14 protein-coding genes are annotated in these 15050 nt (G+C 74.5%); 10 read left to right on the top strand and 4 right to left on the bottom strand.

Features of this window, described 5'->3' with window-relative positions:
* Positions 1–135: 135 nt before the first annotated feature.
* The gene (locus ABD823_RS05555) at positions 136–777 is read right to left on the bottom strand and encodes a hypothetical protein (protein ID WP_344856577.1); all 642 of its coding nucleotides are present in this window, start codon (positions 775–777) and stop codon (positions 136–138) included.
* Positions 778–952: 175 nt separating this feature from the next.
* Here ABD823_RS05555 and ABD823_RS05550 point away from each other — a divergent pair, with 175 nt between their 5' ends.
* From ABD823_RS05550 to ABD823_RS05535, 4 genes are all read left to right on the top strand, one after another.
* Positions 953–2893, top strand: coding sequence for a hypothetical protein (locus ABD823_RS05550; protein ID WP_344856575.1), 1941 nt, complete (start codon positions 953–955; stop codon positions 2891–2893).
* Positions 2894–3088: 195 nt separating this feature from the next.
* A complete protein-coding gene (locus ABD823_RS05545; RefSeq protein ID WP_344856573.1) occupies positions 3089–6064 on the top strand; it encodes an ATP-binding protein in 2976 nt (991 codons plus the stop codon).
* Positions 6065–6296: 232 nt separating this feature from the next.
* Entirely contained in the window at positions 6297–7634 is a 1338-nt protein-coding gene (locus ABD823_RS05540) for a MurT ligase domain-containing protein (protein WP_344856571.1), read from the top strand.
* Positions 7624–8346: a type 1 glutamine amidotransferase gene (locus tag ABD823_RS05535; protein WP_344856569.1), complete on the top strand. Its 723-nt coding sequence runs from the start codon at positions 7624–7626 to the stop codon at positions 8344–8346. The genes ABD823_RS05540 and ABD823_RS05535 overlap by 11 nt, the downstream gene beginning before the upstream one ends.
* Before the next feature lie 120 nt (positions 8347–8466).
* Here ABD823_RS05535 and ABD823_RS05530 read toward each other — a convergent pair whose 3' ends face one another.
* On the bottom strand, positions 8467–8829 hold the full coding sequence (locus tag ABD823_RS05530) for a DsrE family protein (RefSeq protein WP_344856567.1): 363 nt from the start codon (positions 8827–8829) through the stop codon (positions 8467–8469).
* 67 nt (positions 8830–8896) lie between these two features.
* On the opposite strand from ABD823_RS05530, the gene ABD823_RS05525 reads away from it, so the two are divergent.
* The 4 genes from ABD823_RS05525 (at position 8897) to ygfZ (ending at position 11706) form a co-directional block, all read left to right on the top strand.
* A complete protein-coding gene (locus ABD823_RS05525; protein WP_344856566.1) occupies positions 8897–9406 on the top strand; it encodes a heme-binding beta-barrel domain-containing protein in 510 nt (169 codons plus the stop codon).
* Positions 9407–9451: 45 nt separating this feature from the next.
* Positions 9452–9757, top strand: a complete 306-nt coding sequence (locus tag ABD823_RS05520; protein WP_344856564.1) for a DUF2470 domain-containing protein — start codon at positions 9452–9454, stop codon at positions 9755–9757.
* 464 nt (positions 9758–10221) lie between these two features.
* Entirely contained in the window at positions 10222–10635 is a 414-nt protein-coding gene (locus tag ABD823_RS05515) for a Fur family transcriptional regulator (protein WP_344856563.1), read from the top strand.
* A gap of 75 nt (positions 10636–10710) precedes the next feature.
* Entirely contained in the window at positions 10711–11706 is a 996-nt protein-coding gene (gene ygfZ, locus ABD823_RS05510) for a CAF17-like 4Fe-4S cluster assembly/insertion protein YgfZ (RefSeq protein ID WP_344856561.1), read from the top strand.
* A 72-nt stretch (positions 11707–11778) separates the two neighbouring features.
* Here the strand turns inward: ygfZ and dtd are convergent, their stop codons facing one another.
* The gene (gene dtd / locus ABD823_RS05505; RefSeq protein WP_344856560.1) at positions 11779–12204 is read right to left on the bottom strand and encodes a D-aminoacyl-tRNA deacylase; all 426 of its coding nucleotides are present in this window, start codon (positions 12202–12204) and stop codon (positions 11779–11781) included.
* A gap of 86 nt (positions 12205–12290) precedes the next feature.
* On the opposite strand from dtd, the gene ABD823_RS05500 reads away from it, so the two are divergent.
* Complete coding sequence (locus ABD823_RS05500) at positions 12291–13214, top strand: asparaginase (protein WP_425566566.1); 924 nt, start codon at positions 12291–12293, stop codon at positions 13212–13214.
* 206 nt (positions 13215–13420) lie between these two features.
* On the opposite strand, the gene ABD823_RS05495 is transcribed toward ABD823_RS05500, so the two are convergent.
* Positions 13421–13870 carry a hypothetical protein gene (locus ABD823_RS05495; RefSeq protein WP_344856557.1) on the bottom strand — a complete coding sequence of 150 codons (450 nt, stop codon included), beginning with the start codon at positions 13868–13870 and terminating at the stop codon, positions 13421–13423.
* A 515-nt stretch (positions 13871–14385) separates the two neighbouring features.
* On the opposite strand from ABD823_RS05495, the gene ABD823_RS05490 reads away from it, so the two are divergent.
* Positions 14386–14931, top strand: coding sequence for an SGNH/GDSL hydrolase family protein (locus ABD823_RS05490; RefSeq protein WP_344856556.1), 546 nt, complete (start codon positions 14386–14388; stop codon positions 14929–14931).
* Positions 14932–15050 lie beyond the last annotated feature (119 nt).

Raw genomic sequence — 15050 nt, 5'->3', positions numbered from 1 at the left:
GGCCCGGCCGCCGGGCGGCCCGGCGCTCCGGCCCCGCTCCGGCCCCCGCCGGCGGCTCCGCGGGGAGGGGCGTTCCGGCCTGCTCGGCGGGGTGGGCCGGGGGGTACGCGGGGTGCGCCGAGGGCGCGGCGCCCATCAGGTGCCCTCCCCTCGCTCGACGGGGAGGGTGACCTGCGCCACGACCTTCGGCGGGGCGCCCTCGGCCCGGCCGTCCCGCTCCAGGACCCAGGTGCCCTCGGCGATCGTGGCCTGCTCCTGGAACGCGAAGCTCCCGACGTCGTACCGGACCTGCTCCGGGGGCGCCTGCCCCTCGGGGAGCTCGTAGCGGAGCACGACGGTGGAGGTCATGCCGGGGTGCAGCTGCCTGCTCGGCACGCCCTCGTCGGGGATGTCGACGGCGGGCCCGCCCTCGGAGGCGATCGCCGGGGTCATCGCCAGCAGCCCCCGGGCGAAGAACGCCCCGTCCTGCCCCGGGGAGCCCGTCCCGGTGGTCGCGTCGCCCCTGTTGGTGACCTGGAGCTCGACCTCCAGGAAGCGCCTGCCCCCGGACCCGTGCCCGTCCGGCCGGAAAACGGTCCGCGCCGCGGTGAACTTGGTGAGAAACTGCTTCTGATCAACGGTGGCGCCGGGGCCGAGCCGCCGGGGAGGGGTGTCGGGCGCGTCGGCGAAGCCGCCGAGCGCGGCCGTGGCCCCCAGTCCGGCGGCGAGGACCAGGGCGGTGAGCGGCACCGCGATCGGGCGCCGCCGTCTGGTGCCGCCGCCGGAGGGAGACGTCATGACACTGGATGGTAATAGCTGATCTCTGTACCGTCCGACTCATTCATCCCACATGTCACGATGAACGAGCGGAAAATACTGCGGATTGGCGTGAACTCCGCCCCAACGCCAGGTCCAGCTCATACGCTGTCACGGAGGCGGACGAGAGCCCGACGGCGGAGGTTCCGTGGCGGACGTGCATCCTGAGCATGCGCAGCTCCAGGCGGACCGGATCTACCTGGGCTGGCAGTACGCCCTGCTGCATCCGGATCCGGGCCCGCCTCCCCGGCGCCCCTCGCCCGCGCACGAGGCCGCCGTCGAGGTCGACCCCGAGTGGGTGCGCCGCGAACGGTTCAACGAGGACATGCTCAACCGCCCCGTGAAGATCGTGCGCGCCTTCATGCTCCTGCTCGCCCTGCTCATCGTCGGCGTCTCCGCCACCGGCCTGCTGGACTGGTCGTTCGCCGCGGTCGGGTTGGCCGCCTCCCTCGGCGTCGCGGGCTTCTGCACCTACGCGGTCTACCAGGGGGACCGGGCGGTCCGCTACCGGATCGAGGAGCGCAGGGCCGCCGTGGAGCGGATCCGGCAGGAGCGCGACCGCGAGCTCTACCGCGCCCAGGAGGAGCACGCCGCCCGCTACCGGGAGTGGGCGGAGAAGAAGGAGCGCTTCGACCGCCAGCTCACCTGGTACGCGGTGACCGTCCCCGACGAGATCGACCGCGTCGACGTGGCCGGGGGCACGCTGCCCGGCTGGTCGGCGCTGATCACCCTGCTCGGCGCGACCCGCCTCTACAGCGGCGGCCACCTGACCGTGCTCGACCTGTCCGAGGGCGCGGTCGCCAAGGACCTGATCGAGCTGGCCAGGCGGGGCGGCGACGACCCGCTGGTCTGGGTGCTCCCGGTGGACCTGCCCCGGCTGGACCTGGGGGCGGCCCTGCCGCCCGAGGCGTTCGCCGACGTCCTCGCCCACGTGGTGAGCGTCAGCGAGGAGCACCGGACCACCCGCGACCTGTCCTTCGACAACGCGATCCTGGAGCGGGTCCTGGAGGTCCTCGGCGCCAACGCCACGATCAACCAGGTGACCGCCGCGCTGCGCGCCCTGGCCCAGGTGGGCGACCCGCGCGAGGACCTGCGCCTGGGACTGATCACCGCGACCCAGCTGGAGCGGATCGGCACGCTGTTCGGGCGCGGGGTCAGCGACCGGGTGGTGATCGAGCGGGCCTGGGCGCTGGAGTCGCAGCTGCGCAAGCTGGAGACGCTCGGCTCGGAGGCCGTGCGGCTCCCGCCCGCCCGCCTGCGGGTGGTCTCCATGGACCGCCAGGCGGGCGTGTTCGGCAACCGGGTGCTGGGCACCTACGTGGCCACCGCGCTCACCCACATCCTGCGCCGGTCGCCGGGCTCGGAGCGGCCCTGGTACCACACGATCATCGTCGCCGGGGCGGACAAGCTCCGCGGTGACGTGCTCGACCGGCTGATGGACGCCTGCGAGACCTCCCGGACGGGCCTGGTGCTGACCTACCGCTCGCTCACTCCGACCGTGCGGGAGCGGCTGGGCCGCGGGCACGCGGCGGTGGCGTTCATGCGGCTGGGCAACGCCGAGGACGCCCGGGTGGCCAGCGAGCACGTCGGCACCGAGCACCGGCTGGAGCTGGCCCAGCTCACCGAGACGATCAGCGCCGCCGGGGCCGGGCTCGACGGCGGCTACACCTCCACGGTCGGCCAGACCGAGGAGGACGAGGAGGCGCACGTCGCCGGCCGTACGGACCTGAAGGAGGACATCACCGAGTCCACCGAGTGGGGCCGGCGGGCCACCAAGGCGCTGGGGGAGACCGAGCGGGTGCTGCACCGCTCCCGGGAGTTCCTCGTCGAGCCGCACGAGCTCCAGCAGCTCCCCACCACGTCGGTGATCGTCACCGACGCCACCGCCCAGGGCCGCCGGGTACGGCTGGCCGACGCCAACCCCGCCATCCTGACCTTCCCCAAGACGACGCTGGGCGAGTTCGAGGAGATCAGGGGGCGGCTCCTGGAGCCGGCCGCGGAGCGGGAGGAGGGGCCGCGCGAGCCGAACCCCTTCGAGGACGCTCCGCCCAACCTCGGCCCGCCGCCGCCCCGGCTCGACTGGCGCAGGCGCCCGTGACCCCCGCGGCGCCGGCGGAGCGCCGCCGGCCGTCAACGAAACGTGCGGGCAGGGTAATGGACTGGTCAATGCCGGGGTGCCGGCCGGAGTGAGGTTCGACCGTAGTCCTGTCGCGAGGCCCGCCCCGTACGGCGGAGCGATCGGTGAAGCGTCTATCCCCCGGCCGCGGCGCCGGGGTCCCCTGGTGGAGACCACATGCAGCAGCAGAGCGTATCCCGTCTTCCGCACACCCTGGCCGGTCCCTGGTACCGGATCCAGGCGATCACGGCGCCCTCGCGCAGTTCCTCGGCCGAGTGGGACTTCGTGACGGTCCTGCCCGCGGTGCTCTCCGCGGCGCAGCGCGGCCGGCCCTTCGTGATCGGCTGGCTCTCCCGGGGCGCGGGCGCCCCGCTGGAGCTGCTCACCAACGCCGGGCCGCTGAGCGCGCCGCGCGCGCCCCGCCGGGCGGTGACCGCCGAGAGCGGGCAGCGCCCGGCCGCGGCCGAGCCGCTGCTGTTCCCCGGCGGCGCCCGGGGCGTGCGGATCGGCGACGAGTGGCTGCGCGACCTGACCGACCTGGTCTGGACGAGCTGCCCGGGACGGCAGGCGCCCCCGCTGGGCGGCCGCCGCGAGCCGGACGGCGAGGAGGTCAGGCGGCCCACCCTGTTCGAGTCCACGCTGGTGACGCTCATGTCCCGGCCGTTCGCGTGGCTGGTGGTGGCCGAGCCGACCGACCTGCTGGACGCCGAGGTGGCGCACCTGCGCACCCAGCTGAACGTGCTGCGCCAGTACGGCGACGCCTCCGAGCGCTCCCGCTACGACGCCGAGCGGGCCGAGCGGCGCATGCAGGAGCTCGACGCCTTCCGTGAGGCCGGGCTCTGGAACGTGCGGGTGCTGGCCGGGGCCGCGAGCCCCGAGGAACTGCGGCAGATCGCCCCGGTGCTGGTCGGCTCCGTGGAGATGAGCCACCACCCCTACCGGCTGCGCAGCGCGCTGTCCGCCCCGGCCTGCGGCTTCGCTGACGCGCTCACCATGACGGTGCAGGACCCGGCCGACGGCGCCGCCACGCCGTTCGCGGCCACCGCGGGGACCCTCGCCGCGCTGGCCGGCCTCCCGCGCGGGGAGGTGCCCGGCGTCCGGGTGGTCGAGACCGGCTTCTTCGACGTGACCAGCGAGGCCGACCCGCCCGCCGGCGGGCCGTCGATCGACCTCGGGTCGATCGTCGACGGCCAGGACCGCGCGGTGGGCACGTTCCGGGTCCCGCTCGCCACCCTGAACCGGCACGCGTTCGTCACCGGCGCCACCGGCTCCGGCAAGTCCCAGACCGTCCGCCACCTGCTGGAGCAGCTCACCGGGGCGGGCATCCCGTGGCTGGCGATCGAGCCGGCCAAGTCCGAGTACGCCGCGATGGGCGGCCGGATCGAGCACCTCGCCCCGGTGACCGTGATCAACCCGTCGGACCCGGACACCGTGCCGTTCAGCGTCAACCCGCTCGCACCGGAGCCCGGCTATCCCGTCCAGGCCCACATCGACATGGTCCGGGCGCTGTTCATGGCGGCCTTCGACGCCGAGGAGCCGTTCCCGCAGATCATGTCGCTCGCGCTGCAGCGGGTCTACGAGGCCAACGGCTGGGACGTGGTCACCGGGGCGGCGGCCCCGGGGGCGGCGGTGCGGCCGGCCGTGCCGACGCTGGAGCAGCTGCAGCGGCACGCCATGGACGTGATCAAGGAGATCGGGTACGGCCGGGAGGTCCAGGCCGACGTCGAGGGCTTCATCTCGCTGCGGCTGCGCTCGCTGAGGGTCGGCTCCGCCGGGCGGTTCTTCGAGGGCGGCCACCCCGCCGACATCGGCGACCTGCTCCGCCGCAACGTCGTGCTCGCCATCGAGGACGTGGCCAACGACGAGGACAAGGCGTTCCTGATGGGCACGCTGATCATCCGGATCGTGGAGCACCTGCGGATGCGGGCCAGGTCCGCGAAGACGTCCGGGCTGGCGCACGTGATCGTGATCGAGGAGGCGCACCGGCTCCTGCGCGACCGGGGCGCGGGGCGGGCCAGCACGCACGCGGTCGAGCTGCTGGCCGGCATGCTCGCCGAGATCCGCGCCTACGGCGAGGGCATCGTGGTCGCCGAGCAGATCCCCACCAAGCTGGTGCCCGACGTGGTGAAGAACACCGCGCTGAAGGTGGTGCACCGGCTGCCCGCCGAGGACGACCGGCGGCTGGTCGGCGCCGCGATGAACCTGAGCGAGGAGCAGTCCCGGCAGGTCGTCTCGCTCCAGCCCGGCACGGCGGCCGTCTTCGCCGACGGCATGGACCGGCCGCTCCGCATCCAGGTGCCGCTGGGCGAGGACCGCGAGCACCCGGCCCCCGGGCAGACCCCGCCGATCTGCGGCCGCCGCTCGGCGGCCTGCGGGCACGAGTGCCGGACCGGCCGGGCCTGCACGCTGGTCGAGATCCGCGAGGCCGACCTGCTCGCCGAGGCCCCCGAGCTGGCGTGGCTGCGGATCTGGGCCGACACGCTGGTGCTGGCGTTCTGCGTCAACCGGCCCCTGCCGGGCGTGCCGCGGGCGCTGGCCGAGCTCTGGGCGGAGCTGCCCGCGCGCCGGCGCGAGTGCCTGCTCGCCACGGCCGTGGAGCGGGCCGTGGGCCGCCGGGCGTGGGCGCTGCGCACGCTCGCCGACCCGGCCCTGCTCACCGAGCAGGCCGCGCAGGCCGCCACCCGGCTGCTCGGTCCCGAGCGCAGGCCCGGCGAGCGGCCGGGACCGGCGTGGGTGATCCCGCAGATCCGCTGGCTGCACGAGGTGGAGCGGCTCTTCCCGTACGGGCAGGCCGCCCCGAACCCGCGCGGCGCGGCGCCGGTGATGGACTACCCGCTCTTCGACCGCCCGGCCGAGGGCGAGGAGCTGCTCGGCCACCGGGCACGGGCCCTGCGGCACCACCCGCTCTCCATGGAGGTGGACCGGAACCGGGTGCTCGCCTGGCGGGTCCTGCTCGGCGACGACGAGCACGAGGGCGTCGAGCGCGACATCCACACCGTCACGATCGGGATCGACCCGGCCGAGCGGCTGCGCCACGTCGCCCAGACGATGGGCGCGGGCTGGCTGGAGAGCGTGCTGTCGTGGCCGGACCGGTTCGTGCTGCCGTTCGGTGCCGAGTCCTCCGAGGCTCCGGAGCTGGCCTTCACCGAGTGAACGCCGCCGCGCCGGTCCCGGCCTTCATCGGGTGGACGCCGCCGCGCCGGTCCCGGCCTTCACCGGGTGAAGGCCCCCGCGCCGGTCCCGGCGGCGGAGGACGGGGCCGGGCGCGGCTGTGCGGCGGCCCCGGGCCCGGGTGCCCGCACGCTCCCGGGCGGGGGCTTATGTGAAGGTCGCGCGGGGTTCGCCGCAGGCGGTCGCTCTGTCCGCCGCCGGTTAGGATCGGCGCATGACTCAGCTTCCGTTGCGGGCGCAGCTCGCGAGTGCTCTCGGCCGGACGGCCGCGACGCTGTCCCGGGCGACCGGACGCGGCGACGGATCGGTGATCGGCGGCAGGATCGGCCTGGCTCTGGACCCCGACCTGCTGCGCAAGCTCGCCCGCGACCGCAGGCTCGCCCTGGTCAGCGCGACGAACGGCAAGACCACCACGACCCGGCTGATCACCGCCGCCCTGCAGGAGCTCGGCGAGGTCGCCACCAACGCGTTCGGCGCCAACATGCCGGCGGGTCACGTCTCGGCGCTCTCCTCGGCGAAGGACGCGCCGTACGGCGTGCTGGAGGTCGACGAGAAGTACCTCCCCGAGGTGATCGAGACCACCGGTGCGGGCGTGGTCGTGCTGATGAACCTCAGCCGCGACCAGATGGACCGGGCGGGGGAGATCTGGCTGCTGGCCCAGAAGTGGCGCCGCGCCCTGGTCGCCCGGAACACCCACGTGATCGCCAACGCGGACGACCCGCTGGTGGCCTGGGGCGCGTCCACGGCCCCCCGGGTCACCTGGGTGTCGGCCGGGCAGCCGTGGAAGGAGGACTCCTGGTGCTGCCCCGAGTGCGGCGGCCCGCTCGACCGGGGCGGGATGGAGTACACCCCGCCCGGCGGGCACGCGCCCGGCGTCGCCGTACGGCAGGCGGGCGGCGGCGCCCCCTCCGGGGGGCCCGCGGCGCCGGGCGGCGGCCTGGCGGTCAACGACTGGGCCTGCCGCGAGTGCTCCTTCCGGCGTCCCGCGCCGAGCTGGATCCTCGACGGCGACACGGTGATCGACCCCCGCGGCCAGCGCTGGCCGCTGGACCTCCAGCTGCCCGGCCGGGCCAACCGGGCCAACGCCGCGATCGCGCTGGCCACCGCGGAGGCGTTCGGCCTGCCGGTCGGCCGGGCGCTGCCCCGGCTGAGCCAGGTCAAGTCGGTCGCCGGCCGCTACACCACGGTGGAGCGCGACGGCCGCCACGCCCGCCTGCTGCTGGCCAAGAACCCGGCGGGCTGGCTGGAGGCGTTCGACGTGCTCGAACCCGCGCTGCCGGTGATCCTGTCGGTGAACGCCCAGGGCCCCGACGGCCGGGACACCTCCTGGCTGTGGGACGTCGACTACCGGCTGCTGCGCGGCCGGCCGGTCTACGTGACCGGGGAGCGCCGGCTCGACCTGGCGCTCCGGCTCGACGTGGCCGAGGTGCCGTTCCAGCTCATGGAGTCCTTCGCGCACGCGCTCGCCGCCCAGCCGCCGGGCAAGGTCGACGTGATCGCCAACTACACCGCCTTCCAGCAGATCCGATCGGAGTTCGGTCGTGCAGTCTGACAGCGCCCTGCGTCTCGTCTGGATCTACCCGGACCTGCTCAGCACCTACGGCGACCAGGGCAACGTCCTGGTCCTGGAACAGCGGGCCCGGCGCCGGGGGATCGCCGTGGAGACCGTGCACGTGCGCTCCTCCGACCCGGTGCCGGAGACCGGTGACATCTACCTGATCGGAGGGGGAGAGGACCGGCCGCAGATCCTCGCGGCCGAGCGGCTCCGCCGGGACGGCGGGCTGCACCGGGCCGTCGCGCGGGGCGCCGCCCTGTTCGCGGTCTGCGCGGGCTACCAGATCATGGGGACCACGTTCGGCGGCGAGGAGGGGCAGCCGGTGGAGGGCGTGGGGCTGCTCGACATCGCCAGCGGACGGGGCACCCACCGCGCGGTCGGCGAGCTCGCCGCCGAGATCGACCCGGCGCTCGGGGCCGTCCCGACCCTGACCGGCTTCGAGAACCACATGGGCGTCACCCGGCTCGGCCCGGGCGTGCGCCCGCTCTCCCGCACGGTGGTCGGCACCGGCAACGGCGACGGGACCGAGGGCTGCTACGCGGGGAAGATCGTCGGCACCTACCTGCACGGTCCCGCGCTGGCGCGGAACCCGGCCCTGGCCGACCTGCTGCTGTTCTGGGCGACGGGCACGCCGCCGGCGCCGATCGACGACACCTGGTACGAGCGGCTCCGCCAGGAGCGGCTGGCCGCGGTGCTGCCGCAGGCCTGACCCGGCCGGGTCCGCCCGCCGTACGGTGCGTGCGGCGGGCCGGCCGTGCGGCGGCGCCGCCACCCCGGGCCGGGCGGAGGCGGCTCGCGCGGTGACGTGCGGAGCGCCGGGGCGGGAGCGTCAGTAGACGAGCGCCTGGACGCCCTCGCCGAGAGCCTCCTCGACGAAGGTGGGGGCACCCGCGATGCGCACGCCCTCGATCACGTCGTCCACCGTGATCTCCCGCCGGGCCGCGCACTGCGTGCACAGCGTCACCCGGCCGCCGGCGAGCACCGCGTCGAGCAGGTCGGCCAGCTGGGCCGCGTGCGGCAGGCTGAACTCCTTGGCCCGGCCGGGCAGGGCGAACCACGAGGCCTCGCCGGTCAGCCAGAGGGAGACGGGCACCCCGCTCGCCAGTGCGGCGGCGGCCACCGTGAAGGCCTGGTTGCAGCGCTCCGGGGCGTCGGCCCCCGCGGTCACCTTGATCACCAATGATCGTGCCATGCCTGAAGACTATTGGGGCCCGGACCGTCGGCGCGAGCCGGGGCGGGACAGCCCTACCCTTTGGGATATGGACGTTCCTGAGGTGCATCCCGACCTTGAGCCGATCGCCTTCCTGCTGGGCCGCTGGGAGGGGGCCGGGGTGGGCGGATACCCGACGATCGAGAGCTTCAACTTCGGCCAGGAGATCGTCTTCGGGCACAACGGCAAGCCGTTCCTGACCTACACCAGCCGGACCTGGCTGCTGGACGAGGCGGGCAACCGGGTCCGTCCGCTGGGCACCGAGACCGGTTTCTGGCGTCAGCTGCCCGAGCGGCGGCTGGAGGTCTGCCTGTCGCACCCGACCGGCATCGTGGAGATCTACGTCGGCGAGGTGGTCTTCCACAAGATCGAGCTGCACACGGACGTGGTGGCCCGGACCGCCTCCGCGAAGGACTACACCGGCGGCCACCGCCTCTACGGCCTGGTCAACGGCAACCTGATGTGGGCCTACGACATGGCGGCCATGGGCCATGAGATCCAGTCGCACATCTCGGCCGAGCTCAAGCGGGTGGGCGACTTCGTGCCCGACGTCGTCTGAGGCGGCTCCGCGGCCGCCGGGCCGCGGGGCGAATACGATGCGGGCATGAGCAGCCCCTTCACCCCTGACGCCGTCGAGGCGATCAAGCGCCACATGAACGACGACCACGCCGACGACGCGCTGCTGATCGTCAAGGCCCTCGGCGGGCGGCCCGAGGCCACCGCGGCGCGGACCACCGGCGTCGACGCCGAGGCGATCACGTTCACGGCGGTGTCCGGCGGACAGGAGGTCACCGTCCGCGTCCCGTGGGGCACGACCCTGACCGAGCGGGCCCAGGTCCGCCGGGAGGTCGTCCGCCTCTACCGGGAGGCCTGCGCCGCGCTCGGCGTGCCCGCCCGCGGCGAGCACTGAGACCGGGCCGGGAGGCACCGGGTCCCGGGAAGGGAGGGGGCGGCGGAGAGCCCGGCGAAGACGCGCGGGAGAAGAAGGCGCGGAGAAGAGAAAGAACCCCGGGCCTGCTCCTCCGCATGAGGCGGAGGGCCGGATGGACCAAAGGCGGAGCAGTGCGTGCCCGCCCTCCGGCAGCCCGGGGTTCCGGTGATTGTCGTGGATTCGCCGAACGTCGCGAGACGTCCGGACAGAGTCCGGAGTCGCGGCGTCCTAGCGGACAGCCACCTCGCTAGCCCAAGAATGATCAACCATTGTCTGGACCACCTCCTTTCTGCGTGCCTGTACGTTATGCGACCGTTTCTGGAGGGGGCAAGTAAATATTCGCCAAGGGGATCCGCCCTGGCAGCGGACCCGTTCCGGTTCCGGGACCGGGGCGGATGGATGATCACGGGGGCACGGCCGGGCGCACGGCGTAGACTCGCGCCATGACCGAGACGTCGTGGCATGAGGAACTGCGGGCGCGCGGTTACCGGGTCACCCCCCAGCGCCAGCTGGTGCTCGAGGCGGTCAAGGCCCTGGAGCATGCCACTCCCGAGGAGATCTGCACCCGGGTGCGGGAGACCGCCCGCGGGGTGAACATCTCGACCGTCTACCGGACCCTCGAACTGCTCGAGGAGCTCGGCATGGTCACCCACACCCACCTCGGCCACGGCGCGCCCACCTACCACCTGGCCTCCGACGCCGACCACGTGCACGTGGTGTGCCGGGTCTGCGGAGAGATCAGCGAGGTCAGGCCGGACCTGGTGCAGCCGCTGGTGGACGGGCTGGAGTCCGAGCTGGGCTTCGCCACCGACGTGCACCACCTGACGGTCTTCGGGCGCTGCCGCAACTGCCGCTGAGCGGCCGGGCGGGAGCGGCCCGCCCCGGGCGCCGCCGCAGGCTCGCGGGCTTCCGGGGGCTCGTAGGCTTGGGGCATGCGAAGCCCTCTGCTGGACATCCCCGGCGCGGTCGCCGCCGACAGCCCCGACGACGGCGTCGCCGGGCACTACGGCGATCCGTTCGCCGAGCAGCGCACGTTCCTCGCCGGTGAGGCGATGGTCGACCGGAGCAACCGCGAGGTCGTCCGGATCTCCGGTCCCGACCGCCTGAGCTGGCTCAACAGCCTCAGCTCGCAGAAGGTCGACGACCTGGAGCCGGGCCGGGCGACCGAGACCCTGCTGCTGGACGCCCAGGGCCGCGTCGAGCACCACCTGGCCCTCGTCGACGACGGCGAGGCCGTGTGGGCGCACGTGGAGCCGGGAGCCTCGGCCGGACTGGTGGCCTACCTGGAGAAGATGAGGTTCATGCTCCGGGTCGAGGTCACGGACGTGACGGACGCCTACGCGGTGGTCTCCGTGGCCGGCGCCGCGCTCGGTCAGGGGCGGATCTCCCCGCCCCCCGGGACGGTCGCCGTCGGCACCGACCTGCTGCTCCCCCGCGAGCTGCTCCCCGAGCGGCTCGGCCTGCGCCCGGCCGGGCTCTGGGCCTACGAGGCGCTGCGGATCGAGGCCCACCGGCCCCGGCTGGGCTTCGAGACCGACCACAAGACGATCCCGCACGAGGTCGGCTGGATCGGTGCGGCCGTGCACCTGAGCAAGGGCTGCTACAAGGGGCAGGAGACCGTGGCCCGGGTGCACAACCTCGGCCACCCGCCGCGCCGACTGGTCTTCCTGCACCTGGACGGGAGCGCCGACCGGCTGCCCCGGCGCGGCGCGCCGGTGACCGAGGGCGGGGCCGAGGTCGGGTTCGTCGGCAGCGCCGCCCGCCACCACGAGCTCGGCCCGATCGCGCTGGCCGTGGTCAAGCGCACGGTGCCGGTGGACGCGCCCCTGGAGGCCGACGGGGTCGCGGCGGCCCAGGAGGTCGTGGTGCCGCCGGACGCCGGGCGCAACGTGCAGATCGACCCGGCGCTGCGCCGCCGCATCCGCTGACGGACGCCGGAGGGGCCGGTTCCCCGGGCGGGGACCGGTCCGCGGACGGCCCCGGGAGCCCTCTGCGGGCGCTCAGGCCTCCAGGATCAGCGTGACGGGGCCGTCGTTGGTCAGCGCGACCTGCATGTCGGCGCCGAAGACGCCCGTCTCCACGCGCGCGCCGAGCGTGCGCAGCTCCGCGCAGACGGCCTCGACCAGCGGCTCGGCGACCGGTCCGGGGGCCGCCGCCTGCCAGGTGGGGCGGCGGCCCTTGCGGGCGTCGCCGTACAGGGTGAACTGGCTGACCACCAGGAGCGGGGCGCCGATGTCGGAGCAGGACTTCTCGCCGTGCAGGATCCGCAGGCCCCAGAGCTTCGCGGCGAGCCTCACCGCCTCGGCCGGGGTGTCGGTGTGCGTCACCCCGACCAGCACGAGCAGGCCCGGCTCGTCGATCGCCCCGGTCACCGCACCGTCCACCGTCACCGACGCGGAACTCACCCGCTGCACCACCGCACGCATGCCCCCATCATCCCGCGTCCCGAGGGCTCTCTAGACTCTGCGCGGGCTCTGCATGGAAGGGGACAAAGGTGTCTACAGGGTCGTTGGTGGTCGAAGTCGTGCGGTCGGGCTTCGTGGAGTCCACGCACCGGGCACGGATGCTGGCCGTCGCGGCGGACGGCTCCGCGGTGCGGGTGCACGGCGCGGTGGACGCGCTGGTCTCGCCGCGCTCGTCGATGAAGCCGCTGCAGGCGCTCGGCATGGTGCGCAGCGGGCTGGCACTGGAGGGGGAACTGCTCGCGCTGGCGTGCGCGAGCCACGACGGGGAGCCGTTCCACGTGGAGGGCGCCCGGAGGATCCTGGCGCAGGCCGGGCTGGACGAGGGCGCGCTGCGCTGCCCGGAGGACCTGCCCGGGCAGGAGGCGGCGCGCCGGGAGGTGCTCCGCTCGGGCGGCGACAGGGCCCGGATCTACATGAACTGCTCCGGCAAGCACGCCGCGATGCTCGCCACCTGCGCCGTCAACGGCTGGCCGCTGGAGACCTACCTCGATCCGACGCATCCGCTGCAGCGGGCGATCCGCGCCACGGTTGAGGAGCTGACCTGCGAGAAGGTCGCGGCCACCGGGGTGGACGGCTGCGGGGCCCCGCTCTTCTTCGTCTCGATGACCGGGGTGGCCCGTGCCTTCCGCGCCCTCGTGCTGGCCGAGCCGGGCAGCCCTGAGCGGCGCGTCGCCGACGCCTTCCGCGCCCACCCCGAGTGGACGTCCGGCACGGACCGTCCGGAGGCCCGGCTGATGCGCGCGATCCCCGGGCTGCTGGTCAAGGCCGGGGCCGAGGCGTTCGACGCGTTCGTCTTCGAGGACGGCCGCGCGGGCACGGTGAAGATCGAGGACGGCGGTCAGCGCGCCCGGGTCCCGGTCACCGTCGCCGCCCTGCGCGCCCTCGGCCTCGACGCCCCGGAACTCGACGGCCTCGCCACCGGCACCCTGTACGGAGGCGGCGAGCCGGTCGGTGGGATCCGCCTGGCGTAGCCTTCCGCAGGGGGGCACTCGCCCGTCTCGGGCCGGACGCGACAGGCCGGGCCGATGAACCGAGGGAGACTCTGACCGAGACCACCGACGATCCGCCCTGGTGAGTCCGGAGCGGGCGCCGGCCGACACGCCGGTCTTCACCGGCCCGGAGGCGGGCCGGTTCGACCACGGGCGTTTCGCCGACTAGGGATGGGGAGCGTCGGCGGTCACGCCGGGCGGAAGGCGGGGCAGACCAGGTGGTCGCCGCCGGTGCGCAGGCAGCCGGCGGCGGGGCCGCTGCCGCCGACCCGCTCCAGGCCGGTGAGGCCGGGACCGGCCGGGTCGGCGAGCAGGGTGAAGAAGACCACCGCGCTCCAGATCAGCAGAGCGCCCGCGGACAGCTCCGCGATGAGCCCCGCCCAGCCGCCCGTCCTGCTCCGGCGGGCGGAGGCCGTACGGTGCGCCCGGCCGAGCGCGGCGAAGCCCAGGACGACGGAGGCGAGCGTCAGCGCGGCCGAGGCGCCGGAGGCGGGGGGGACGAGACCGGCGAGGACCGCCGCCCCGCCCGCGACGAGCGAGGCGAGCCCGAGGCCGCCGCCCGGCTGCGGGCGCCGGGAGGCGTAGCCGCGGGCGGGGTAGGGACGGTGATCCGACGGCAGGCCGTACACGCAGGTCATCGATCGCCTCCGGTGCGGAGTGGACGGGGGTACGCACTGTTGACGGCTTGTTACCCACCGAGGTTGCCGTTCCATGACGAACACATTGGATTTTCCGCGGGCCGCGCTGTCGTTCCGTCCGTTTATAAATGGATATTTCAGGATCTTCCGTAAGGTAAATTCTTCTGTTTTCTGATCGCCGGAGGGCGCCGGGCCGGGCGTGGGTAAAATGCCGACTGCTTCGCAGGGTTCCCCGCGACGACCAGGGACGCCGCCTCCCCCGGGACCGGTTCCGCCGGATTCCCCGGTACGGCGCGCGTCAGGGGATCCGCTTCCCATGACGGCGATCCGCAGTTCTCCGAGGTGGCATGCACGGGCTCGGTTGGAGACGATATCGGCTGGTTTTCTCGGCGATTCTCGTGGTGTTCTGCGGCGTTTCCTCCGGATGCGTCGCGGCGACGGGTGAGACCTCTCCGGAGCCGCGGAGCGCCGCCTCCCGGCCGGCGACCGACCGCGCCCCGCGCGCCCCGGTGGTCATGGTGATCGGGGACAGCTTCACCGTCGGGTCGGGTCCGGTCGCCCGGTGGGAGAGCTACGCGGCGGTGGCCGCGCGCGAGCTGGGCTGGCAGCCGATCATCGCGGGGATGGGCGGGACCGGCTACGTCAACCCGGGCCGGGTGGGCCGGACCTTCGAGGACTCCTTCGTCCAGGAGCTCGCCTGGCGCCCGGCGCCCGACCTGCTGATCATCTCCGGTGGGCACAACGACCGCCGCACCCGGCCGGGCGAGGTCCACGCGGCCGCCGCGCGGCTGCTCCGGCTGGTCGGCGGGCACTGGCCGCGGACCCGGGTCGTGGTGATCGGTCCGCTGTGGATGGCCGAGGCCCCGGCCTGGGCCTACCGGGTCAGAGACGCCGTCGCGCTGGCCGCGGAGCGGTCCGGGGCGGCCTTCCTCGACCCGCTCGGTCTGCGCTGGGGCGGCGGGGCGGTGCTCCCCGACGGGGTCCACCCCACGCCCGAGGGGCACGCCCGCATCGCGCGCTGGCTGGTCGGGGCCCTGCGCGCGAACGGCGCGGCGGCCTGAGCGGTGCGGTGGTCTGAGCGGTGCGGTGGTCTGAGCGGTGCGGCCGGCCGGCTGTGGCGCCGACCGGCCGCGGGGCCGTACCCCCTGGGGTCAGGGCGGGGTCAGGAGAGGGTGGGGGT

This window comes from Planomonospora alba (assembly GCF_039534085.1).
Taxonomy (GTDB): Bacteria; Actinomycetota; Actinomycetes; order Streptosporangiales; family Streptosporangiaceae; genus Planomonospora_B; species Planomonospora_B alba.
Note: the sequence above shows the minus strand (reverse complement) of the source record. Positions and strands in the feature narration are given on the sequence as shown.